Below are 22,049 nucleotides of genomic sequence, written 5' to 3' on the forward strand. Positions count from 1 at the left end.
TTCCCTCCCGCGCGCCGGCGTCGGCCCGCGCGGCGCCAGCCCGTAGTGCCATGCTCGACCCCCAGTTTCTGTTCGTCGTCCTGGCCACGCTGGCCGCCTTCTCGGTCGGCATGAGCAAGGGGGGCGTGCCGATGATCGGCATGCTCTCGGTGCCGATCATGAGCTTCATCATGTCGCCCATCGCCGCCGCCGGGCTGCTGCTGCCGGTCTATGTGGCGAGCGACGCGTTCGGCGTCTGGGCCTATCGGAAGGAATTCTCCGGCCGCAACCTGATGATCCTGGCGCCCTGCGCCGGGCTCGGCGTCATCCTCGGCTGGGCGACCGCGAGCCTCGTCTCGGAACCGGTGGTGACGCTGTTCGTGGCGCTGATCGGCATCGCCTTCTGCCTGAACCGCTGGTTCGGCCGCACGCCGAAGGAGGCGCGGCCCGCCGACTGGCCGCGCGGGCTGTTCTGGGGGTCGCTGGCCGGCTTCACCAGCTTCGTGACGCATGCCGGCGCGCCGCCCTACCAGATGTTCGTGCTGCCGCAGCGGCTGCCGAAGATGGTCTATGCCGGCACCTCGACCATGTTCTTCGCCATCGTCAACGCGATGAAGCTGCCGCCCTACTACCTGCTCGGGCAGCTCAGCCTCGACAATCTCAAGACCGCCGCGCTGCTGGCGCCGGTGGCGGTGGTCGCCACCTTCGTCGGCGTGAAGCTGACGCGGATCATCCCGGAAGTGCTGTTCTACCGGCTGATCGTGGCGACGCTGTTCCTGCTGTCGCTCGGCCTCGGCTGGGAGGCGCTGCGGGCGCTCGGCGTGATCTGAGCGCGGCGGCACAAGCCGATCTTGCATCATTGCAACGAGACATACCCGATAGAGCCATTATGTTTGCGGCAGGAGGAACTGCCATGCAACTCACCGGCATTCATCATCTCACCGCCGTCACCGCCGATGCGGCCGGCAACCACGCCTTCTACACCGGCCTGCTCGGCATGCGGCTGGTGAAGAAGACCGTGAACCAGGACGACGTCTCGGCCTACCACCTGTTCTACGCCGACGCGCTCGCCTCCCCGGGCTCGGACCTCACCTTCTTCGACTGGCGCGTGCCGCGCGAGCGGCGGGGCACCCATTCGGTGATCCGCACGCTGCTGCGGGTCGACGGCGCCGCGGCGCTGGAGTGGTGGGCGAAGCGCTTCGGCGAGAAGGGCGTGACGCACGCGGCCATCACCACCCGCGACGGGCGGCTGACGCTCGATTTCGAGGACCCCGAAGGCCAGCGCCTCGCTTTGGTCGACGACGGCGGCGTCGGCCCCGCGCATCCGTGGGACCGCAGCACCGTGCCGGCGGAATTCCAGATCCGCGGGCTCGGCCCGATCGTGATGAGCGTGCCGGATCTCGCGCCGACGGCGCTCGTGCTTACCCATGTGATGGAGATGCGCGAGGAGCGGACGTACGAGCTCGGCGGCTCGACGGTGCATGTCTTCGCCATGGGCGAGGGCGGGCCGTCCGCGGAACTCCACGTCGCGGTGGAGCCGCATCTCAAACCCGCCACGCAGGGGGCCGGCAGCGTGCACCACGTCGCCTTCCGCACGCCGGACATGGCGCAGTACGAGGCGTGGAACGAGCGGCTGAAGAGCCTGCGCGTGCCCTCGTCCGGGCCGGTCGACCGGTTCTACTTCCGCAGTCTCTATTTCCGCGAGCCGAACGGCATCCTGTTCGAGATCGCCACCGACGGGCCGGGCTTCGCCCAGGACGAGCCGCTGGAGCATCTCGGCGAGAGCCTGTCGCTGCCACCCTTCCTCGAGCCGCGCCGCGCCGCCATCGAGAAGGGGCTGAAGCCGCTCGCCTGAAGCCCGAGGCGGGTGGGCATGGCCCTCGGGCAGGTCCCTTCCCCTCCCGCCCACGCGGCGTCATCCCCGCCACCTTCGTCATCCCCGGGCTCGTCCCGGGGATGACAGCGATTGCACGCCAACGGCCGGTACAAACAAAAACCCCGGAGCGGCATCCCGCTCCGGGGTTTGTCATAGGCAGGACCGGCCGGCGGTCAGATCGACGAATTCAGCCACTGCGCGAGCTTGGCCTTCGGTGCGGCGCCGACCTGGCGGGAAGCGAGCTTGCCGTCCTTGAACAGCAGCAGCGTCGGGATCGACATGATGCCGTATTTGGAGGCGGTGGCCGGGTTCTCGTCGACGTTCAGCTTGACGATCTTGATCTTGTCGCCGAGTTCGCCGGCGATCTCGTCGAGTACGGGCGCCACCATGCGGCAGGGCCCGCACCACTCGGCCCAGAAGTCGACCAGCACCGGGCTGGAAGAATTGATCACGTCGGCATCAAAGGACTGATCCGACACCTTTTCGACGCCCATGGCGCATACCTCGTTGGAGTTCAGGAAGTTGGGCTCAACGTAGGTAGCCGCCCCGGTCCGCGTCAAGCGCGCGTCACGGCGACGTGAGCCCGGCCAGCGCGGCGCCGATCTCCCCTGCGGAAAGCGCATGGACGCGGGGCCCGGCGGTGTAGACCAGCAGCGCCTCGACCGCCTTGCCGGGAAACAGCTTTTCGACCACGCCGACATAGAGCGCGAGCTGGCGCACATGCTCGGCCCGCGCCGGCTCGCCCTCGCGGGGGGGCCGCGCGTCGGTCTTGAAGTCGGCGATCAGCACGCGCCCGGCCTCTACGGCGAGCCGGTCGATTCGCCCCGAGACCGCAAGCCCCGGCACCGCCTCGCCGGCGAGCGCCACCTCGGGCACGCTGTCGGCGACGAACAGCGCGGCGAGTTCCGGCGCCTCCAGCGTCGCCCGCGCCTCGGCGAGCACGCCCTCGCGCTGCGCCGGCGGCCAGTCGGGCGCGTGGTTCTCGATGAGGCGCCGTCCGGCGATGTCGCGCGCGGCGCCCTCCAGGGGGGCGAGGCCGGCGATGAGGCGGTGGATGATATCGCCGCGCCGCAGGCTCTCGGCCGCCTGGGCGCCCGGCGCCGGACCGGTGGCGGAGGGCGCGAGCCGGCGCGGGGCGGGCGTCGGGGCCTCGAGCCGCGCCCAGTCGGGGTCGGGCGGCAGGATCTCCTCGCCGACCGCGGCAGGGGCCTCCTCCGGCGCCGGCAGCGGCAGCTCCAGCTCGGGCCGCCAGCTGAGCACGGTGCCGTCGAAACCGGTCGCGGCGACCTCGACCGCCTCGGGTTCCAGCGCGGTGCGCACGAGGTCGTACCAGCATTCGGGCTTGCGGGCGTTGCGGCCCTGCGCGCCGCAGACCACCAGCGCGGTCTCGGCCCGCGTCAGCGCGACATAGAGCAGGCGCCGGTATTCCTCGAGCCGTGCCGCGTCGGCGGCGCCGCGCGCCAGCGTCATCGCCGGGGGGTCGTCCTCCTTGCGCCGGGCGAAGAGCAGCGCGGGCCGCCCGCCGCTCTCCACCGGCAGCAGGCCGCCGGCGAGCTTGGCGTCGGGCAGCGCCACGGTGTCGGCGAGGATGACATAGGGCGCCTCCAGCCCCTTGGCGCCGTGCACGGTCATCACCCGCACCTCGTCGCGCCCCGCCTCCATGTCGCGCTTGGTGTCGGCGCCGCCGCGGCGCAGGAAGGCGAGGAAGCCGGCCAGCGTCGGCGTCTCGACGCTCTCATAGGCGCGGGCGAGGTTCAGCATCTCGTCGAGCGCGTCGGCCGCCTCGGTGCCGAGCCGGGCGATCATCCGCGCCCGCCCCCGCTCGCGGCCGAGCACGCGGGCGTAGAAGTCGAACGGGCGCAACGCCAGGGCCTCCGGCGCGAGCCGGGCGAGCGCGCCCGCCGCCCGCGCCCAGCGCGGATTCTCGCCGGCCCGCGCCATCAGCGCGTCGTGCAGGCGGCCCGTGCGGCGGGCGGCGAGTTCGATCAGGTCGTCGTCGTCGAGGCCGAACAGCGGGCTCTTCAGCACGCAGGCGAGCGCCAGTTCGTCGTCGCGCGAGAGCAGCGCATCGCCGAGCGCCATCACGTCCATCACCGCGATGTGGCGGGCGACCACGAGCCGGTCGGCGCCAGCCACATTCACCCCCGCGCCCTTCAGAGCCCGAATCACCGCCTCGAACAGGCCGCCGCGCCGGCGCACCAGCACGAGGAAATCGCCCGGGCGGATCGGGCGCACGCCGTCCCGCGTCGCCACCGGGTGGCGCCCCTCGATGCGGGCGGCGACATGGGCGGCGATCTTGCCCGCCAGCCGGCTCACCGGATCGTCCTCGCGCGGGGCGTCGAGCGGGTTCTGCCAGGCGTCGACCTCCGGCGCCTCGCCGGGCGCCTCGATGTCCCAGAGTTCGACCAGCGCGGGCAGGTGGCCGTGGATCGCCTCGTGCACGGTGCGCTCGGGCTGGGCGGTCAGCCCGGCATGGGCGGCCTCGCGGGCGAACACCTCGTCCACCGCCGCGAGCAGGCGCGGGGCGGAGCGGAAGGAATGGCGCAGCCGCACATGGGCGAAGGCGCTGTCCGGCACGCGCGCCTCGAACTCGCGCCGCATGGCGTCGAAGCGGCGGGGATCGGCGCCCTGGAAGGAGAAGATCGACTGCTTCTCGTCGCCGACCACGAACAGCGTGCGGGGCCGTTCGCGCCCCCCCGGACGGGTGCCCTCGCCCGCGAAGAACTCGGCCACCAGCGGCTCGATCACCGCCCATTGCTCGGGGCTGGTGTCCTGCGCCTCGTCGACCAGCACATGGTCGATGCCCTGGTCGAGCTTGTAATGCACCCAGGCCGAGGCGCCGGAGTTCAGCAGCTTGCGGGCGGCGGTGACGAGATCGGCGAAGTCGAGCACGCCGCGGGCGCGCTTGGCGGCCTCGTAGCGGGCCAGCGCCGCGCGCCCGAGCGTCAGCGCGGCGAGCGTGCGCTCAGCGGCGCGAGCGGCGATCAGGAGGGCGTTCAGGCCGGCGACACGGTCGCGCTCGGCCATCAGCGCGGGGCGGTGGGGCGAGTCCTTCTTGCCGAGGCTGCTGTCGGCCAGGCCCTCCCCCTTGGCGTTGAGGAAGACGCGGGCGTAGAGGTCGGCCACCGCGCCGGGCGGGGCCGCGTCGGCGGCGAGCAGCGCCGCGCCGCGCTTGCCGGCATTGCCGCCCTCCGCCACCAGCGCCTCGCCGAGGCCGCGCCAGGCGCCGCGCGCAATGGTGGCCTCGGTGACGATGCGGGCCTCGATCGCGCCGGCCTCGACGCCGGCCGGCAGGCCGACCAGCGCGGCGACCTCAGTGGGGCCGGCGGCGAGACGCGCGGGATGGGCGGTGAGCGCGGCGACGAACTCGTCGAGGTCGCCGTCGCCCAGTTCCGCCACCAGGAGCGCGAAGGCCCGCCCGAGCGGGGTATCGGGCCGGCCCGCCGCCTCGAGCACGACGCCGGCGCGCACGCGGGCGAGCAGCTCGTCGCGGCCCGGCTCGTCGAGTTCGCGGAAGCCGGCTGGCACGCCCGCCTCGAAGGGGAAGCGGTGCAGCAGGGCACCGCAGAAGGCATGGATGGTCTGGATCTTCAGCCCGCCCGGCGTCTCCAGCGCGGCGGCGAAGAGGCGGCGGGCGCGGGCGCGGCGGCCGGCATCGGGCTTGCCGCCATCGGTGGCGAGGATCGCCTCATCGAGGGCGGCATCGTCGAGGCTCACCCATTTGCGCAGGTCGCGCAGCACGCGGTTGGCCATGTTGGCGGCCGCCGCCTTGGTATAGGTGAGGCACAGGACGCGCCCCGGCTCGACGCCGCGCAGCAGCAGGCGGATGACGCGCCGCGCCAGCACATGGGTCTTGCCGGAGCCGGCATTGGCCGAGACCCAGGCCGAGATCAGCGGATCGGAGGCCTGTGTCTGCAGGGCGGTGGCGGCGAGCGTGCCGGGCGATGCGGGGGGGGACGCGCTCATGCCTCGCCCTCCTCGCCCTCGCCGACCGACCATTCCCCGACCCGCGCGAGGTGATCGTAGTCGCCGAAGCGGCCGGCGAACATGGGCCGCTTCAGCGCCACATAGGGCTGGCGCTCGTTCTCGAAGGCGCGCACGAGGCCGGCGAGCCGCTCCAGCGTCGCGGCGGCGAGGCTTTCGGCGGTCCAGCCGGGGGCGAGCGCGCCCTTCTCCTCCAGCGGCGGGCTGCCGCCGCCGAGCTTCACATGGACGAGGTCGGCGGCAGGCCCCGCCGGCACGTCGCGGAAGCCGCCGGCGGCGGCGATGGCGGCCTCCAGCGGCAATTGCGGGGAGAACTGCGCCACCTGCTTCGCGGAGGGCACGGTGCCGGTCTTGAAATCCACGATGACGAGGCGCCCGTCGGCCCGCCGGCGCTCGATGCGGTCGGCGCGGGCGGTGAGGACAAAGGCGCCGCGCGGGGCGGGCAGCGGAATGTCGAGCCGCCCGCCGGTCTCGACGACCAGTGCGGCAAGCTCGGGCCGGCGCTCGCGCTCCCAGGCGACATACCAGCCGGCGAGACGCTCGAAGCGCGCCCACCACACCGCGTGCTCGGCGGGAAACGCCTCGAGGTCGCGGAAGGCGGCGCGGCCGAACGCGAGCAGGCGAGCCAGCGCATCCGCCGGCAGCGCCTCGGGAAAGGCGCCCGCGAAGGCGCCGAGCGCTTCGTGGATGGCGGTGCCGCGCTCGGCGCCGCCCGGCGTCTCGTCGAGCGCGTCGAGCGGGTTCAGCTTCAGCACATGGCGGGCATAGATCGAATAGGGATCGCGCAGGAAGGTCTCGATCTCGGTGACGCTGAGCCGGGTCGGGCGCAGCTCCAGCTTCGGCGTCGGCATCGGGCGCGCGGCCCGGCGGCCGGGCGGATCCGTGTCCAGCCGGGCGGCCCGGCGGCGGACCACATCGCCGCGGGCTCGCGCCAGCGCCCAGCGCTCGGCACCGCTCACCGCCTCCAGCCGCTGCTGGAAGCGCGAGGGCACGGTCGGCGCGCCGGCGAGCTTGGCGGGCCGGGAGAGGATCAGCTCGGGCGCCCCGCAGGCCTGCACGAAATCGTGCGCGGCGAGGCCGATGCGGCGTTCGGGCGCCTCCAGCCCGAGGCTCGCCCGCATCGGCCGGCTGAGCCACGGGTCGCTGCGGCCCGCGCCGGGCCAGACATCCTCGACCAGGCAGCCGAGGATGACCCGGTCGAAAGCGGTCAGGCGCGCCTCGAGCGGGCCGAGGATGCGGATGCGCGCGCCCTCCCCCGCCGGCGGGCGCACCACCGCGTCACCCAGCAGCAGCGGCAGCGCGGCGGCATAGTCGGCGAGCGTCATCGGCGCGGCATGCTCGCTGGCCTCGGCCATGCGCTCGAAGACGTCCGCGAGTTCGCCCTCGCCCGACGCGCCGGCGATCTCCCCGGCGGCGGCGAGCGCAGCCCTGTGGGCGGCGACCAGCGCGGCGAAGGGCGGCTCGCCCTCGCCGAGCGCCAGCAGCGGGCCGAGCGCGGCGCCGATGCGGGCGGCGAGGTCGGAGGCTTGCGCGATCGCCGCCGCATCGAGCCGCAGCCGCGGATCGGTGCGGTGCCGCCCCTCGGCGCTGAAGCCGGCCACGGCGGCGGCGAGCCCGGCCGCGCCGGGCGCCGGGCGGGGGCCGCGCAGCACGAGCAGTTCCAGCGCATCGGCCGCGGCCTGCAGTTCCTCCCGCGAAAGCCCGAAGCGGGCGAGCGGATGGCGCAGCAGCCCGGCCAGCGGCCGCGGCGCCAGCGCCCCGGCGGCGGCATCGGCGACAAGGCGGGCGAAGCGCCCCGCAGGGGTGTCGGCCAGCGGCTCGCCGGCGGAATCGTCGATGGCGACGCCGAAGCGCAGCAGCTCCGCCGCGACGCGCCGGGCGAGATCGCGATCCGGCGTGATCAGCGCGCCGGTGGCGCCGGGACGGTCCAGCACCTCGCGCAGGGCGAAGGCGATGACCAGCGCCTCCTCGCGGGTATCGTCCGCCTCGACCAAGGTGAGCCCGGCGAGCGCGGCGTCGAGCGCCGGCGGCGGCAGGCGGCGGGAGAGATCCGCCCAGGCGTCGGTGGTCGCGACCGGGCGCAGCGCCTCGCCGAGCAGCGCCTCGCGGCCATGCGGGGCGGGCGGCACCAACTCGACCACCTGATCGCGCGTGGCGCCCAGGCGGATCATCAGACGGGCGAGACCGTACTGGGGGTGGCTCGGCGCCGGCTCGGCGCCGGCCACCAGTTCGATCCGCTCGGCATCGGCGAGGCGCGGGTCGAGGCCCGGCAGCACCACGGCGCCGCGCGGCAGCCGGGCGATGGCGCGCAGGAGGTGCAGCGTCGCCGGCATCGAGCCGGTCGAGCCCGCCGCCACCACCGGCCCCGCCGCCGCGCCGAGCGATTCGAGCCGCTTCGCCTCGGCCTCGGCGAGGCGGGCCTGCCGCTCGCTGGCCTCGCCATAGCCGTTCTCCTCCAGGAAGGCGGGCCAGGCGTGGCGGGCGATCTTGAGGAAATCGAGTGCCATGTCCCAGTAGCGGTCGTGCTCGCCGGGCACGAGGTCGTCGAGCCTCGTCCAATCGACCCGCTGCACCGCCATCTCGTCGATCAGCCCGGCCAGCGCATCGGCCAGCGCGAGTTCCGAGCCCGCCCCGGCGGCGACGTCGGCGCGTGCGTCGCCGGCGACCAGCGCCCGGCGCCAGGCGCCGACCAGGCGGGCGAGCGCCAGCCGGCGGGTCATCCCCGGCACCGGGACCGGCGGATCGGGCAGGTTCTCGGCGAAGGCGTTGGCGTCCTCGTCGACATCGCCGAGCGGCACGATGCGCGGCAGCAGCGTCGCCCCGCCCGGCGCGGCCGCGAGCAGCGCCTCGCCGAACAGGCGTCCCGCGCGGCGGGTCGGCAGGTAGACGGTGGCGCGGGCGAGCGCAAGGGGGTCGCCGCGCGGGGCGAAGCCCTCCACCAGCCGGCCGTCGAGCAGCGCCTGCGCCAGCGCCGGCAGGAAGGGCGCGGAGGCCGGGATGGTGAAGAGGCGGGGACCGCGGGAGGGGAGCATGGCGCCTGAGCGAGCAGGGGAGGGCACGGCACTATAGGGCGGAACGGGGGGATTCGCGCCAGCCGGCAGCGGGAAACGGCCAATGCCGGCGCCGGAGCCGGGCGGGCGCGCCCACGGCCGCTCCCCCGTTCCCCCGCGGCGCGCGCAGCGTGTCCTGAATCAGACAGTTCGCGCCAAAGCGTTCCGCCATCCTCCCATCCCTGCCTACCAGCCTTGCCACCGACGGTGTCTTCGCGGATAGAGGCAGGACGAGCGAGCGGAGCAGCAACCCGATGATGTCGGCGGTGAGAGGCGCGATCTTCGCCGTGCTGGGGCTGACGCTGGCCGCCTGCGCGGGGACGCCGGAGGGCGTGCTGGTTCCGGTCGGCGACCCGGTCGAGGGCACCAGCCGGGTCGACATGCTGGTCGCCACCACGCGCCTGCCCTCCGCGAACCCGGCCGACATGTTCACCGGCGAGCGCGGCCGGCCGACGCTGTCCTTCGCCAACATCACCGTATCGCTGCCGCCCGATTCGGCGCGCAAGATCGGCGAGGTGCAGTGGCCGAAGCGCGTGCCGGGCAACCCGCAGACCGACTTCGTCACCACCCGCGCCGACATCATAAACCGCGACCAGGCGCTGACCTGGTTCAGCAGCAGGCTCAAGCAGACGCCGGGCCGGCGGGTGATGGTGTTCATCCACGGCTTCAACAACCGCTTCGACGACGCCGTCTTCCGCTACGCCCAGATCATCCACGATTCCGGCGCGCCGGTGGTGCCGATCCTGTTCACCTGGCCCTCGCGCGGCAGCGTGCTCGCCTATGGCTACGACCGCGAGAGCACCAATTATTCGCGCGACGCGCTGGAGCGGCTGCTGACCTACATCGCCGCCGACCCGCAGGTGGGCGAGATCACCGTGATGGCCCATTCCATGGGCAACTGGGTGACGGTGGAAGCGCTGCGGCAGATGGCGATCCGCAACAAGCGGATCCCGGCGAAGATCCAGAACATCGTGCTGGCGGCGCCGGACGTCGACGTCGACGTGTTCCGCACCCAGGTCTACGACATGGGCGAGCCGCGGCCGAACATCACCGTGTTCGTGTCGCGCGACGACAAGGCGCTGGCGGTGTCGCGCCGGGTCTGGGGCGGGGTCGACCGGCTGGGGGCCGTCGATCCCGACAAGGAGCCCTACAAGAGCGCCTTCGAGCGCGGCAAGATCACCGTGGTGGACCTCACCAAGCTGCGCACCGGCGACCCGCTGAACCACGGCAAGTTCGCCGAGAGCCCGGAAGTGGTGCAGATGATCGGCAAGCGCCTCGCCGAGGGCCAGACCATCAGCGATTCCCGCGTCGGGATCGGCGACAAGATCATCGAGGCGACGGCGGGCACCGCGGCCGCCGTCGGCACCGCCGCCGGTGTCATCGTCGCGGCGCCGGTCGCGGTGGTCGATCCGCACACGCGCAGCAATTACAACGCCCAGGTGAAGAGCCTCGGCAACAGCATGACCGACAGCGAGAAGCCCTCCGAGGTGCTGGCGCCCCCGCCCGCGGCGGAGTGACGCCGGCCGGCCGCAGCCGCGGCCCGGGTGACGCGGCGGGATCGCGGCCCGCTACGTGACCGTTCTCCTGTCGCTTCGGCCCCCCGGGCGGGGCCTGCCGTCTCAAAAACCCATCCCTGCTCTCGACAATCGAGTCGTCCGACGGCGCCCGCCGTCGTGGCCTCGCCCCGTTGCGCCGATGCGCGTGGGCGGTCGGCGCGGCGCGGGCATCCGCGGGCCGATAACGGCGGCTGCGCAGGTATTTCCGCAACCGGACCGCCCGACGAGGCGCCCGTGGGCGCCCGCGTCCGGCTGAGCGGGACGTTCGACGGGCAGGGCTTCCACCGGACATCGCCGCAACGGACGCAGATCATCGGCACGACGGCCCCTTGCGTTCGAGCCGCAGGTGTGATGAATAATCTCAATGGTCCAACCACTGGACCGTTGGACCTCTGGAGGGGTGACGTGACGGATCGATCTGACCTCGCCGATCCGAAGAAGCCGGTGTTCCAGGCGATCGAGCAGCCGCGCCTCTACGTCGCCATCGCCCGCCAGATCGCCGAGCACATCCGGCAGGCACCGCTGCCGCCGGGCACCCAGCTGCCGGCGGAGCGCGACCTCGCCCGCCAGTTCCAGGTGAGCCGGACCACGGTGCGCGAGGCGATGATCGCGCTCGAAACCATGGGACTGATCGAGGTGAAGGTCGGCGACGGCACCTATGTGCGCCGCGGCCCCGACCCTGCCGCCCGCGTGCCATGGGAAAAGCGCGGCGATCCCGGCCCCGGCCCGCACGAGCAGTTCCGGGCGCGCGAACTGATCGAGGGCGCCGCGGCGGGCGATGCCGCGCTCCATATCGACGATGCGGAACTCGCCAAGCTCGCGGAGCTGCTCGACGCGATGGAGCGCGACCTCGACGGGCCGGCGGCGGAAGCCCACCGCTTCGCCTTCCACGACGTGATCGCGAAAGCCTCGCGCAACACCATCCTGGTCGGCGTCATCCGCGACCTCTGGGAAATGCGCGCCGGCGAGATGTGGCGGACCATCCGCGACCGCGTCGTCAAGCCCGAGCACCATGTCCAGGCGCTGAAGGACCGCCGCGCCATCTACGACGCTCTCGCCCGCCGCGACCGCGGCGAAGCCGTCGAGGCGATGCAGCGCCTGATGGATCGCATCCGCAAGAGGTACTTCGAGCAGATCGACGAGTGAGCATTTCGCAGAGCACGCAAAGTGCCGCGACCATTGGGAGGAAGACCATGAAGCACCTGCACGGCGCGGCCGCGCTCCTCGGCGCCCTGGCCCTCGGGGTCACGGCCACGGCGGCCGCCGCACAGACCGTCACCGTCTGGACGTTCCTCGACCCCTCCAAGGCGACGGGGCGCGACCGGGCCTTCAAGGAGCTCATCACCCAGTTCGAGGCGGCGAATCCGGGCATCACCATCAAGGTGGAGCCGCAGGTCTTCTCGGAACTCGGCGCCAAGTTCCTGCTCGGCCACCGCACCGGCACCGCGCCGGACGTGGTCTTCGTCAATGCGGAGAATCTCGGCGCGGTGGTGAAGTCGAACGCCACCGCCGATCTCGAGAAGGCCTTCATCGCCGGCTGGCCGGCCGGGGCGGACGGCGATTTCTACATGCGCGCCGCCTGGGATGCCGCCAAGGTCGATGGCGGGCGCTATGCCGTGCCGCTGTTCCCGGCGACGGCGACGATCTTCTACCGCAAGGACCTGTTCGCGCAGGCCGGCATCGATCCCGCCACGCTGAAGACGTGGGACCAGCTCACCGACGCGGCGAAGAAGCTGACCAAGGACACCAATGGCGACGGCACGCCGGATGTCTGGGGCATCGGCGCGCCGCTCTCGGTGGAGCGCACCGCCGGCACCACCGCCATCGTGCCGATGATCCAGTCCGGCCAGCCGGAGGTGTGGGACGGCGCCGCCTGCACCCCCCATTACGCGACGCCGGCCGGCGAGAAGGCGATCGCCACCCATGCCGGCTGGATCACCACCGACAAGGTGATGCCGCGCGAGGCGCTGGTGAACAACACCGACGACCTGCTGGAGCAGTTCGCCGCCGGCCGCTACGCCATGGTGGTCGCTCCCTTCGCCCGCTACGAGAACGCGGTGAAGTCGGCGACCTGGAACGGCGCCGCGAACCTCGCGGTGATGCCGTGGCCGACCTGGGACGGGGCGCGCTCGGGACCGCAGATCGTCACGGGGTGGTTCCTGGCGGCGTGGCGCAACTCGAAGAACCTCGCCGCCGCGACGACATTCATCGACTACCTGATCAGCAAGGACGGCGTGCTGCTGTGGTCGACCGTCGGCGGCCAGGTGCCGACGCGAAGCTCGGTGTTCGACGACCCCAAATTCCAGACGCCGCAATTCGCCTATATGCGGACCATGCAGAAGGCCTGGTCGGACTGGAGCTTCATGCTGCCGACCCGCTGCAACACCGCCCGCTTCGACGCCGATCTCAACGCCGCCGTCCACCGCGTCGTGCTCGGCGAGGCCGACGCCGCCAAGGCGCTGAAGGAAGCCGAGGCGAAGTTCACCGAGCGGCAATAGGCGCGAGAACCGAGCCTCCTGCCCGGCCCGACCCGCCCACCGGACCCTGACCCATCATGACCGACGGATCGTACCGGACCGCCTGGTGGCTGGTGGCGCCCTTCCTCGCCATGGAGTTCGTCTTCGTGGCGATCCCGCTCGGGATCGGCGCCTTCCTCAGCCTCTACAAGGTCGACTTCCTCGAGCGCACCGACTTCGTCGGGCTGGGCAACTACTGGGCGGTGATCACCTCGCCGACGGTGATGCGCAGCCTGTGGCTGACCGGCGTGTTCACCTTCTTCGCGCTCATCTTCACCTTCGTCGCCGGCTTCGCGCTGGCGCTGTTCCTCGAACGCGACAGCCGGCTGCACGTGTTCGGCCGCGCCGTCGTGCTGGTGCCCTTCACCATCTCGATGCTGGTGGGCTCCATGCTGCTGAAGTGGGTGTTCTCGCGCGAGGCGGGGCTGATGAACTTCGCCCTCGCCCCGTTCGGGCTCGGCGACGTCACCATCCTCGCCGATCCCACCAACGCGATGGGCGCGCTGGTGTTCAACGCCATGTGGCGGGACGCGGCCTTCGCCATGATCCTGCTGATGGCCGGGCTGAAGAGCGTGCCGCTGCAGCTCTACGACGCCGCCCGCGTCGACGGCGCCGGGCCGTGGCGGCGTTTCGTCCGCATCACCCTGCCGCTGATGCGGCTGCCGATCCTGATCACGCTGGTGCGGCTGATCATCCACTTCGCCAACATCCTCACCTTCCCGCTGATCCTCACCGGCGGCGGCCCGAGCGATGCGACGAACATCATCGGCCTCCAGCTCTACCGCACCGGCTTCCAGGACTACCGGCTCGGCATCGCCAACGCCTTCGCGCTGATGCTGTTCGTGTTCAACGTGATCCTGATCCTCCTCGTCGTCCGCCTCTTCCGCGCCAAGGAGCAGCAGGCATGAGCTACCGGAATCCGAGCTATCGCACCCGCATCCTGGCGCGGCGCACGGTGGACGCGGTCGTCACGGCGCTGATCGCGCTGATCTGCCTGTTCCCCATCCTGTGGGGGTTGTCGACCTCGCTCAAGCCGGCCAACCGCATCATGGCCTACCCGCCCGAGTTCATCCCCTCGCAGGTGAGCTTCGAGCATTACGCCACGCTCTGGCAGCAGAACGTGCTGCACTACGTGTTCAACAGCGTGGTGGTGTCGTTCTTCACCATCCTCGTCTGCCTCGCGGTCGGTGCGCTGGCGGGCTATTCGCTCGCCCGCTTCGCCTTCCGGGGCCGCTCGCTCGTGCTGCTGGTCATCGTCGCGGTGATGAGCGTGCCGATCTCCTCGCTGCTGGTGCCGACCTTCGGCTTCATGGTCGATCTCGGCCTGCTCAACACCCGCACCGGACTCGTGCTGCTCTACGCCGCCTACGAGCTGCCGATGACGGTGTGGATCCTGCAGGCCTTCTTCCAGACCATCCCGGTGGAGCTGGAACGGGCGGCGATGATCGACGGCTATTCGCGGCTCGCCGCCATCCGCCGGGTGATCCTGCCGCTCTCCACCACCGGCCTGGTGGCGGCGGGCCTGTTCGTGCTCACCTTCGCCTGGAACGACTTCGTCGTCGCGCTGGTCATGACGACCAACAACGACGTCCGCACCCTGCCGATCGCGATCTACAACTTCCTCGGCTATTACGGCCGCGAATGGGGCCCGCTCACCGCCGGCGCCATGGTCTCGACGGCCCCCCTCATCATCCTCTTCGTGGCCTTCCAGCGCTACTTCCTGTCCGGCGTCACCGGCGGCAGCGTGAAGGGTTGAGCCATGAGCGTCGCGGGTACTGCCATGAACCATGTGAGCTTTCGCTCGGTCACCAAGCGCTTCGGCAAGGTGACGGCGCTCGACGACCTGAACCTGTCCATCGCGGAGGGCGAGTTCATCTCGCTGCTAGGGCCCTCGGGCTCGGGCAAGTCGACCACGCTCAACCTGCTCGCGGGCCTGCTGCCGATGGAGCAGGGCGAAATCGCCATCGCCGGGCGCGTGGTCAACGAGCTGAGCCCCGACAAGCGGGACATCGCCATGGTGTTCCAGAACTACGCGCTCTACCCGCACATGACGATCTTCGAGAACATCGCCTTCCCGCTGCGCGCACGGCGGCGCGTCCCGTCCGGCGAGATCGAGGCGCGGGTGAAGGCGGTGGCGGAGATGCTCGGCGTCGGCGACCTGCTCGCCCGCTACCCGAAGGAGCTTTCCGGCGGCCAGCAGCAGCGCGTGGCGCTGGGGCGCGCCATGGTGCGGGATCCCAAGGTATTCCTGCTCGACGAGCCGCTCTCCAACCTCGACGCGCGGCTGCGCATCCGCATGCGGCAGGACATCAAGGCGCTGCATGCGCGGATCGGCTCCACCATCGTCTATGTGACGCACGACCAGGCCGAGGCGATGTCGCTGTCGAGCCGCATCGCGGTGTTCGCCGGCGGGCGGCTGCAGCAGCTCGGCACGCCGGCCGAGATCTACAACCGGCCGGCCAACCGCTTCGTCGCCGGCTTTCTCGGCGAGCGCGAGATCAACCAGTTCGCCGCGCGGCTGGAGCGCGCGGCGGGCGGGCCCGTCCTCATCGCCGGCGACATCCGCATCCCGCTGGGACCCGTGGCCGACCTCGAGGCGGCGGCGGGACGGGCGGTGATCGCCGGCATCAGGGCGGAGAGCCTCGAGCCGCTGCCCGAGCCGGGGCCGGACCGCGTCGGCGGCACCGTCCAGCTCGCCGAACTGATCGGGCCCGACCTCATCCTGCAGGTGCGGGCGGGGGCGCTGCTGCTCGACTGCCGCGCCGATCCGCGCGCCGGCTTCGCTCCGGGCGACAGCGTGCATCTGCGCCCGCGCGTCGAGGACATCCACCTGTTCGATCCGGACACCGGCGCCAATCTCCGCCGTTTCGCCTGACGCGCCGCGTCGTCCCGCACAGCCTATCGGAGCCTTTCATGGCACAGCGCCTCAATCAGGAAGATTATGATGTCGTCGTCATCGGCGGCGGCGCGGCGGGGATCGCCGCCGCGGTCAGCGCCGCAAAGAACGGCGCGCGCACGCTGCTGGTGGAGGCCGGGCCGATGATCGGCGGCGAGATGGTGAGCGGCCTGCCGATCGACGGCTGCCTCAACACGCGCGGCGAATGGGTGGTGGGCGGCGTCGCGCGCGAGCTGTTCGACGCGTGCGAGGCGATGGGCGGCTATGTCGGCGCCTTCTACGACTGGCGCACTATCTGGGTGGTGTGCGTCGATCCCGAGGTGATGAAGATCGCGGCGATGAACGTGGTGCGGCGGGCGGGCGTGAACCTGCTGCTCTACACCTTCGCCGAGGACGTGGTGGTGCAGGACGGGCGCGTCACCGGCGTCGTGCTGCTCAACAAGAGCGCGCGCACGCTGGTCACCGCCAAGGTGTTCATCGACTGCTCGGGCGACGGCGACCTCGCCTATCTCGCCGGCGCGCCGCACGAGAAGGGCGGCGAGGACGGCGCGCTGCAGCCGGTCAGCCTCGTCTTCCGCATGATGGGCGTGGACACGGCGCGGCTGATGAACTTCGTCGCCGAGCACCCGGAGAACGTCGCCGCGGCGGAGAACCCGTTCTATGACGACCTCAGCCGCGAGGAGCAGATCCGCCGCCTCGTCGCGCAGGGCTTCCCCAAGGTGTTCTTCGTCGCCAACGGGCCGCTGATCCGCGAGGCGATCGCGGCCGGCGACCTGCACAGCACGGCGCTGATCGGCATCGGGCCGGTCTCGATGAAGCGGCGCGAGATCTACTGCAACTCGACGCGCATCGCCAATGTCGACGCCACCCGCACGGAGAAGCTGACGCAGGCGCTGCCCGACCTGATGGACCAGGTGTGGACCTGCGCGACATTCCTCGCCAAGCGCGTGCCGGGCTTCGAGGAGGCGCAGTTCTCGGGCATCGCCCCGCGCATCGGCATCCGCGAGACGCGCCGCATCCTCGGCGACTATGTGCTCAGCTTCGACGACGTGATGAACGCGCGCAAGCGCGAGGACGGCGTCGCCAAGGGTGCCCATCACGTCGACATCCACGGCGCCGGCACGCACCAGCTGCGCCAGCCGATCAGGGACGGCGGCTCCTACGACATCCCCTACGGCGCGCTGATCCCGCGCGGCCTGAAGAACGTGCTGCTGGCCGGGCGCTGCCTGTCGGCGAGCCGGGAAGCGCACGGTTCGGCGCGGGTGATGGGCACCTGCATGGCAATGGGACAGGCGGTCGGCACCGCCGCCGCGCTCGCCAGCAGCGCCAACCGGGTGGACGACGTGCGCGACGTGCCGCTCGGCAGCCTGCGCGCCCGGCTCAAGGCGCAGGGCGCGGTGGTCGACGGCACCCACTGATCGCCGGGGCCGGCGCGAGCCGGGATGCGGGCGGGCCGAGTGCGCGGGATCAGGCGGCGCCGATGAGGCCGGCCCCATCCGCACGCTCGCCCGCGAACACGGCGTCGACCACCTGCCGGGCGAAGGCGAACCCGTCGCGGGCGCCTTCCGCCATCGCCTCGGTCCACTCGCGCGCACCCATCGCCACGACGAAGGCACGCCAGCCGACGTCGACGCCGCGCGGATCGGGGGCGAGGTGTCGGGCGCCGAAGGTTTCATGAAGGCCGAGCCGACGCGCGGCCTGCAGCAGATGCCGCGCGCCGAGGCGCGAGCCCTCGATCACATAGAGCCGGCCGAGCGCCTTTCCCATGTCCTCCGGTGCCGGGCCGGCGGGCGGGTGCCCGATGGCAAGGTCGAGATCGGCGAGATCGGCCTCGACCTGCGGCAGGCGGGGAGCAATGCCGGCGGCGTGCACCAGGTCGGCGAGCTCCGCGCAGGCATAGAGCGCCACGGCGTCCGCGTGCAGGGCCTGCTGCACGCGCAGATAGCCGCCGTAGCGGGCGCGGTCGGCGAAGGGACGCGCCGCCATCAGCGCCCGGTCGAGCGCGGCGTGCTCAGTGCGGGTGGCGCCGGCCAGCCGCTCGCGCATCCGCTCGCCGGGCAAAGGCTCGCCGGGCACGGGCTCGATCCCGGCCATCTCAGTCGGCGGCCAGCGGCGCGACGACGCGGGCGCGCAGGCCGGGCGCGTTGTCCTCATAGTCGATGGAGCCGCCGAGACTCTGCGCCATGGCGTTCAGCATCATCGTGCCGAAGCCCTGTCGCTGGCCGCTATGGCCCGCGCCCCGGTCGCGCACGACGAGCAGGAGCCGGCCGCCCTGCTGGCCGAGGCTGATGGCGATCGGCCCGGGCTTGCCGGAATAGGCGTATTTGGCGGTGTTGATGACGAGCTCGGTGAGGATCAGGCCGAGCTGCACCGCCCGGTTGGCGGCGACCAGCACGGGGGCGAAGTCACGCTGCATGACGTCCCGCCAGTCCCCGCCCATCGAGGCGACGATCTCGTCGCACAGATCGGTGAGGTAGCGCGCCAGATCGACGTTCTCGATGTTGTCGCCGCCATGGAGCTGGCGGTGCACCAGCGCAACGGCGGCGACCCGGCGCTCGGCCTCGGCGAGGTGAACCGTCGCCTCCTCGCCGGCGAGCCGTGCCTGGAGGCGCAGGAAGGCGGCGACGAGCTGCAGGCTGTTCTGGACGCGGTGATTCACCTCGCGCATCAGATAGTCCTTGTGCTCGAGCAGCCGGTCGTTCTCGACGATGGTGGCGCTCAGCTTGGCGTTGAGATCGCGGATGCGCCGGTTCTGGCGCGTCTCCAGCAGCCCGCGCGCGACCCGCGAGGCGGTGTCGATCTCCGCCGGCGACCAGGGCCGCGACTGGCCGCGCACGGTCTGCCGCCACGCCTCGAACGAGGCGCGGGGGGTGAGGATCGCGTTCGGATCGTCCCCGCTCGCCTTGTGCGGGTTGCCGGCCCATTCGATCACCTGGACATGCTCGGCGCGGAACCAGAGCAGCTGCATCGGCTCGTCGCCGGGAATGGAAACGGCCAGGACGCCGCTCGCCAGCGCCGCGAGGTCGGCCGCCTCCGGCAGCGTCTCGGGCAGCGTGTGGGTGGCAAAGGCCCGCAGCGGCACGCGCTCGCCGATCAGGCCGGCGAGACGGCGCAGGTCCGCCGGCGCGGGCGCGTTGCCGACGCCATGCGTCGCGGTTGCCGAGACGATGGCGAAGCCGTCCGCGTCGAGCGCGGCGCAGATCTCGCTGCCATGCGCCGACATCACCGCGTCGAGCGGCGTCTCGGCGGAGAGCCGCGCCACCAGCGATTCCTCGACCAGCCGCAACCGCATCCGTTCGCGGTACTGCGCCGTCTCCTCGCGCAGGGCGATCTGCCGGGCGAGATCGGCCGCCAGCATCTGGCAGGCGAGCCGCGTCTCGTGCGGCAGGTGGCGGGGCTCATGGTCATGGCAGGCGACGAGCCCCCACAGCTGCCCGTCCTTGACGATCGACACCGAGGCGGAGGCGGCGACGCCCATGTTGCGCAGGTACTGGATGTGAACCGGCGACACGCTGCGCAGCTCGACATCGCTCAGGTCGAGCTGCGCGAGCCGCGGTTCCGCCGGGCGCAGCGGCGCCGGCACATAGGCGACATCAGGGATGACGCGGACGCGGTTGCGGACATAGAGCGCGCGGGCCTGGCGGGGAATGTCCTCGGCGGGAAAGCGGTGATTGAGGAAGGAGCGCATCTGCGGCGCGCGGTCCTCGCCGATCACCGAGCCGGATCCGTCCTCCAGGAACCGGTAGATCATCACCCGGCCATAGCCGGTGAGCTGCCGGAACGCCTGCGCCGCCGCACGCCACAGCGTCGGCAGATCGTCGGCGCGTTCCAGCCGGCCGGCGGCGCCGTAGAGCCGGGCGAGGATGTCGGCGGCGGACATGCGGATCGGCGGCGCTTCCTCCATCGCGACGATCAGCGCATCGCCGGCCGAATGCACCAGCACGTCGAACATGCCGCCGGGGCCCGCCACCGGATCGAGCCGAACGGTGGGCTCGCCGATGCACCGTCTCAGCACCTGCGGATCGCAGCCGAGCAGGGTGGGCAAGTCCGCGCCCAGCCAGTCCGGGGTGAGCCGGGCCTCGACGTCGCCGGCGGCGCCGACGACGCGCAGCGAGCCGGCTTCCGCCACGAGGAGGAAGCCGTGCGGCTGGATCGAACCGGGGATATGGATGGGTTCGAGGTCGCAGGCCGTCAGCCCGGCCGGGGCAGTCGCGGAACCGATCATCCGCGCTGATTAGAGCAATGCCGGACGCTTGACCACGTCCTGCGACATAGCGCGGAAGCGCTCCCCTCCGGCGTTACCGGTGGATGGTAGCGCGGTCGGGCCGGCGCCCCGAAAAGAGACGGCGCAGGCCCCTTGAATCCGCCGGACCGGGCGACGGAACCCGGCCGGACCGCCCTCACATACGGTAGACGGGTTCCTCGAGATCGAGCTGGCGGCGGATCGACTGCAGGTGCAGCCGGGCCGAATCGGCATCGCCCTCGCGCATCTGGCGATAGGCGGCCTCGGCGATCTCCGGCTTCACCGGCTTGACCTCGCGCCCGGTCGAGAGCGCGAGCGTCTGCACCTCGCAGGCGCGCTCGAGGTAATAAAGGTCGTCCCACGCCTCGGCGATGGTCGGGCCGAGCACCATCACGCCGTGGTGCTTCATGAAGACGATGTCGGCGTCGCCGACCGAGGCGGCGATGCGGTCGCCCTCGCGCTCGTCCAGCGCCAGGCCGTTATAGTCGCGGTCGACCGTGGTGCGCCCGTAGAACTTCAGCGCGGTCTGGCCGGCGAAGATGAGCGGATCGCCCTCGGTCATCGAGAGCGCGGTGGCATAGGGCATATGGGTGTGGAAGGCGGCGCGGGCGCGCGGCACGTTCTTGTGCACGCGGGCGTGGATGAAGAACGCCGTCGCCTCCGGCTGGCCGCTGCCCGAGACCACCTGGCCGTGGAAGTCGCAGATCAGCAGGCGGGAGGCGGTGAGCTCCCGGAAGGCCCAGCCATAGGGATTGACGATGAACAGGTCGTCATAGCCCGGCACCACCGCCGAGAAATGGTTGCAGATGCCTTCTTCGAAGCCGTAGCGGGCCGCCATGCGGAAACATGCGGCGAGGTCCCGCCGTGCCTCCCAGATCGCCTCGGTCTCCAGCTCCGGCTGGTTGGCGTCGCCATTCGCGGCATGGATGGCGGGACGGTTCAGCTCGTGGGCCATTGCAAGGGGTCTCCGGACAAGGCGGGGCCGGCGGCTCGTTCCGCCGGCGGCGTTCGGGCGGGGCGGGAGCGGCCTAGGCGGCGCGGGCCTGCGCCAGCGCCGCGACGGTCGCCTCCAGAATACCGAGCACGCGCGCGCGTTCGGCGCCGATCAGCGGCAGGCGCGGCGCACGCACCCATTCCGGCGCACCATAGACCACCTTCTCGGCAAGCTTGATGTACTGGACCAGCTTGACGTCCGTGTCGAGGTGGAAGGCGGGGGTCAGCAGGCGGTAGAGCGGGCGCGCTTCGTCAAAGCGGCCGTCGCGGCACAGCTCGAACAGCTTCACGCATTCGGTGGCGAAGGCGTTGGTCATGCCCGACACCCAGCCGGTGACGCCGAGCGCGACGCTCTCCAGCAGCAGGTCGTCGACGCCGCAGAACACCGAGAAGCGGTCGCCGCATTCATTGTAGATGTCGGTGACGCGGCGGATGTCGCCGGTCTCCTCCTTGACGCAGACGATGGACGGCACGTCGGCGAGGTCGTTGAGGATCGCCGGCGTCACGTCGACGCCATAGGCGATGGGGTTGTTGTAGATCATGATCGGCAGGCCGCAGCCGGTGCCGAGCGCCCGGTACCACGCCGCCGTCTCGCGCGGATCGGTCTTGTAGGCGATGGAGGGGAAGGCCATCAGCCCTTCCGCGCCCAGCTTCTCGTAGTGGCGGGCGGCGGCCAGCGCATCGGCGGTGCCGACATGGGCGAGGCCCGACAGCAGCGGCACGCGCCCGGCGACCGCCTCCTTCGCCGCGCGGATCACCGCCTCGCGCTCGGCGGCGGTGAGCGAGGCGTTCTCGCCCAGCATCGGCAGCACGATGACCCCTGACACGCCGCTGGCGATGAGCCGGTCGAGGCTCGCCTGCGTCGCGGCGAGGTCGAGGCTCTCGTCCTCCTTCAGCTTGGTAGTGACGGCGGGGAAAACTCCGGTCCAGCGGGTCATGGCAATCGGCTCGGTTGA

The 22,049-nt window shown here is 71.8% G+C and carries 16 protein-coding genes; 9 read left to right on the forward strand and 7 right to left on the reverse strand.

What is annotated here, in order from left to right; translation table 11 throughout:
* Positions 1 to 50: 50 nt before the first annotated feature.
* Both ACEUEL_RS17080 and ACEUEL_RS17085 read left to right on the forward strand, forming a co-directional pair.
* Positions 51 to 809: a sulfite exporter TauE/SafE family protein gene (locus ACEUEL_RS17080; protein WP_405707765.1), complete on the forward strand. Its 759-nt coding sequence runs from the start codon at positions 51 to 53 to the stop codon at positions 807 to 809.
* An 83-nt stretch (positions 810 to 892) separates the two neighbouring features.
* Positions 893 to 1,834: a ring-cleaving dioxygenase gene (locus ACEUEL_RS17085; protein WP_405707766.1), complete on the forward strand. Its 942-nt coding sequence runs from the start codon at positions 893 to 895 to the stop codon at positions 1,832 to 1,834.
* Between the two features lie 194 nt (positions 1,835 to 2,028).
* On the opposite strand, the gene trxA is transcribed toward ACEUEL_RS17085, so the two are convergent.
* The 3 genes from trxA to addB all read right to left on the reverse strand — a co-directional run bounded on the left by trxA (position 2,029) and on the right by addB (position 8,871).
* A complete protein-coding gene (gene trxA, locus ACEUEL_RS17090) occupies positions 2,029 to 2,349 on the reverse strand; it encodes a thioredoxin (protein WP_405707768.1) in 321 nt (106 codons plus the stop codon).
* Positions 2,350 to 2,422: 73 nt separating this feature from the next.
* Complete coding sequence (gene addA / locus ACEUEL_RS17095) at positions 2,423 to 5,821, reverse strand: double-strand break repair helicase AddA (protein WP_405707770.1); 3,399 nt, start codon at positions 5,819 to 5,821, stop codon at positions 2,423 to 2,425.
* Positions 5,818 to 8,871: a double-strand break repair protein AddB gene (gene addB, locus ACEUEL_RS17100; RefSeq protein ID WP_405707772.1), complete on the reverse strand. Its 3,054-nt coding sequence runs from the start codon at positions 8,869 to 8,871 to the stop codon at positions 5,818 to 5,820. Before addB ends, addA begins: the two co-directional genes overlap by 4 nt.
* Positions 8,872 to 9,143: 272 nt before the next feature.
* On the opposite strand from addB, the gene ACEUEL_RS17105 reads away from it, so the two are divergent.
* From ACEUEL_RS17105 to ACEUEL_RS17135, 7 genes are all read left to right on the forward strand, one after another.
* Positions 9,144 to 10,406: an alpha/beta hydrolase gene (locus ACEUEL_RS17105; protein ID WP_405707774.1), complete on the forward strand. Its 1,263-nt coding sequence runs from the start codon at positions 9,144 to 9,146 to the stop codon at positions 10,404 to 10,406.
* Positions 10,407 to 10,850: 444 nt separating this feature from the next.
* Positions 10,851 to 11,591 carry a FadR/GntR family transcriptional regulator gene (locus tag ACEUEL_RS17110; RefSeq protein ID WP_405707776.1) on the forward strand — a complete coding sequence of 247 codons (741 nt, stop codon included), beginning with the start codon at positions 10,851 to 10,853 and terminating at the stop codon, positions 11,589 to 11,591.
* Between the two features lie 47 nt (positions 11,592 to 11,638).
* Positions 11,639 to 12,943, forward strand: coding sequence for an ABC transporter substrate-binding protein (locus ACEUEL_RS17115; RefSeq protein WP_405707777.1), 1,305 nt, complete (start codon positions 11,639 to 11,641; stop codon positions 12,941 to 12,943).
* 56 nt (positions 12,944 to 12,999) lie between these two features.
* The gene (locus ACEUEL_RS17120) at positions 13,000 to 13,869 is read left to right on the forward strand and encodes a carbohydrate ABC transporter permease (RefSeq protein ID WP_405707779.1); all 870 of its coding nucleotides are present in this window, start codon (positions 13,000 to 13,002) and stop codon (positions 13,867 to 13,869) included.
* Positions 13,866 to 14,717, forward strand: a complete 852-nt coding sequence (locus ACEUEL_RS17125) for a carbohydrate ABC transporter permease (RefSeq protein WP_405707780.1) — start codon at positions 13,866 to 13,868, stop codon at positions 14,715 to 14,717. Before ACEUEL_RS17120 ends, ACEUEL_RS17125 begins: the two co-directional genes overlap by 4 nt.
* A 3-nt stretch (positions 14,718 to 14,720) precedes the next feature.
* Positions 14,721 to 15,836: an ABC transporter ATP-binding protein gene (locus tag ACEUEL_RS17130; protein WP_405707782.1), complete on the forward strand. Its 1,116-nt coding sequence runs from the start codon at positions 14,721 to 14,723 to the stop codon at positions 15,834 to 15,836.
* Positions 15,837 to 15,874: 38 nt separating this feature from the next.
* Entirely contained in the window at positions 15,875 to 17,275 is a 1,401-nt protein-coding gene (locus ACEUEL_RS17135) for an FAD-dependent oxidoreductase (RefSeq protein ID WP_405707784.1), read from the forward strand.
* A 49-nt stretch (positions 17,276 to 17,324) separates the two neighbouring features.
* On the opposite strand, the gene ACEUEL_RS17140 is transcribed toward ACEUEL_RS17135, so the two are convergent.
* From ACEUEL_RS17140 to ACEUEL_RS17155, 4 genes are all read right to left on the reverse strand, one after another.
* Positions 17,325 to 17,933: a biliverdin-producing heme oxygenase gene (locus tag ACEUEL_RS17140; protein ID WP_405707786.1), complete on the reverse strand. Its 609-nt coding sequence runs from the start codon at positions 17,931 to 17,933 to the stop codon at positions 17,325 to 17,327.
* A 19-nt stretch (positions 17,934 to 17,952) separates the two neighbouring features.
* Entirely contained in the window at positions 17,953 to 20,082 is a 2,130-nt protein-coding gene (locus ACEUEL_RS17145; RefSeq protein ID WP_405707788.1) for a histidine kinase dimerization/phosphoacceptor domain -containing protein, read from the reverse strand.
* 175 nt (positions 20,083 to 20,257) lie between these two features.
* Positions 20,258 to 21,055: an aldolase gene (locus tag ACEUEL_RS17150; RefSeq protein ID WP_405707790.1), complete on the reverse strand. Its 798-nt coding sequence runs from the start codon at positions 21,053 to 21,055 to the stop codon at positions 20,258 to 20,260.
* A gap of 73 nt (positions 21,056 to 21,128) precedes the next feature.
* Positions 21,129 to 22,031 carry a dihydrodipicolinate synthase family protein gene (locus tag ACEUEL_RS17155; protein ID WP_405707792.1) on the reverse strand — a complete coding sequence of 301 codons (903 nt, stop codon included), beginning with the start codon at positions 22,029 to 22,031 and terminating at the stop codon, positions 21,129 to 21,131.
* Positions 22,032 to 22,049 lie beyond the last annotated feature (18 nt).

This window comes from Ancylobacter terrae (assembly GCF_045108345.1).
GTDB lineage: Bacteria > Pseudomonadota > Alphaproteobacteria > Rhizobiales > Xanthobacteraceae > Ancylobacter.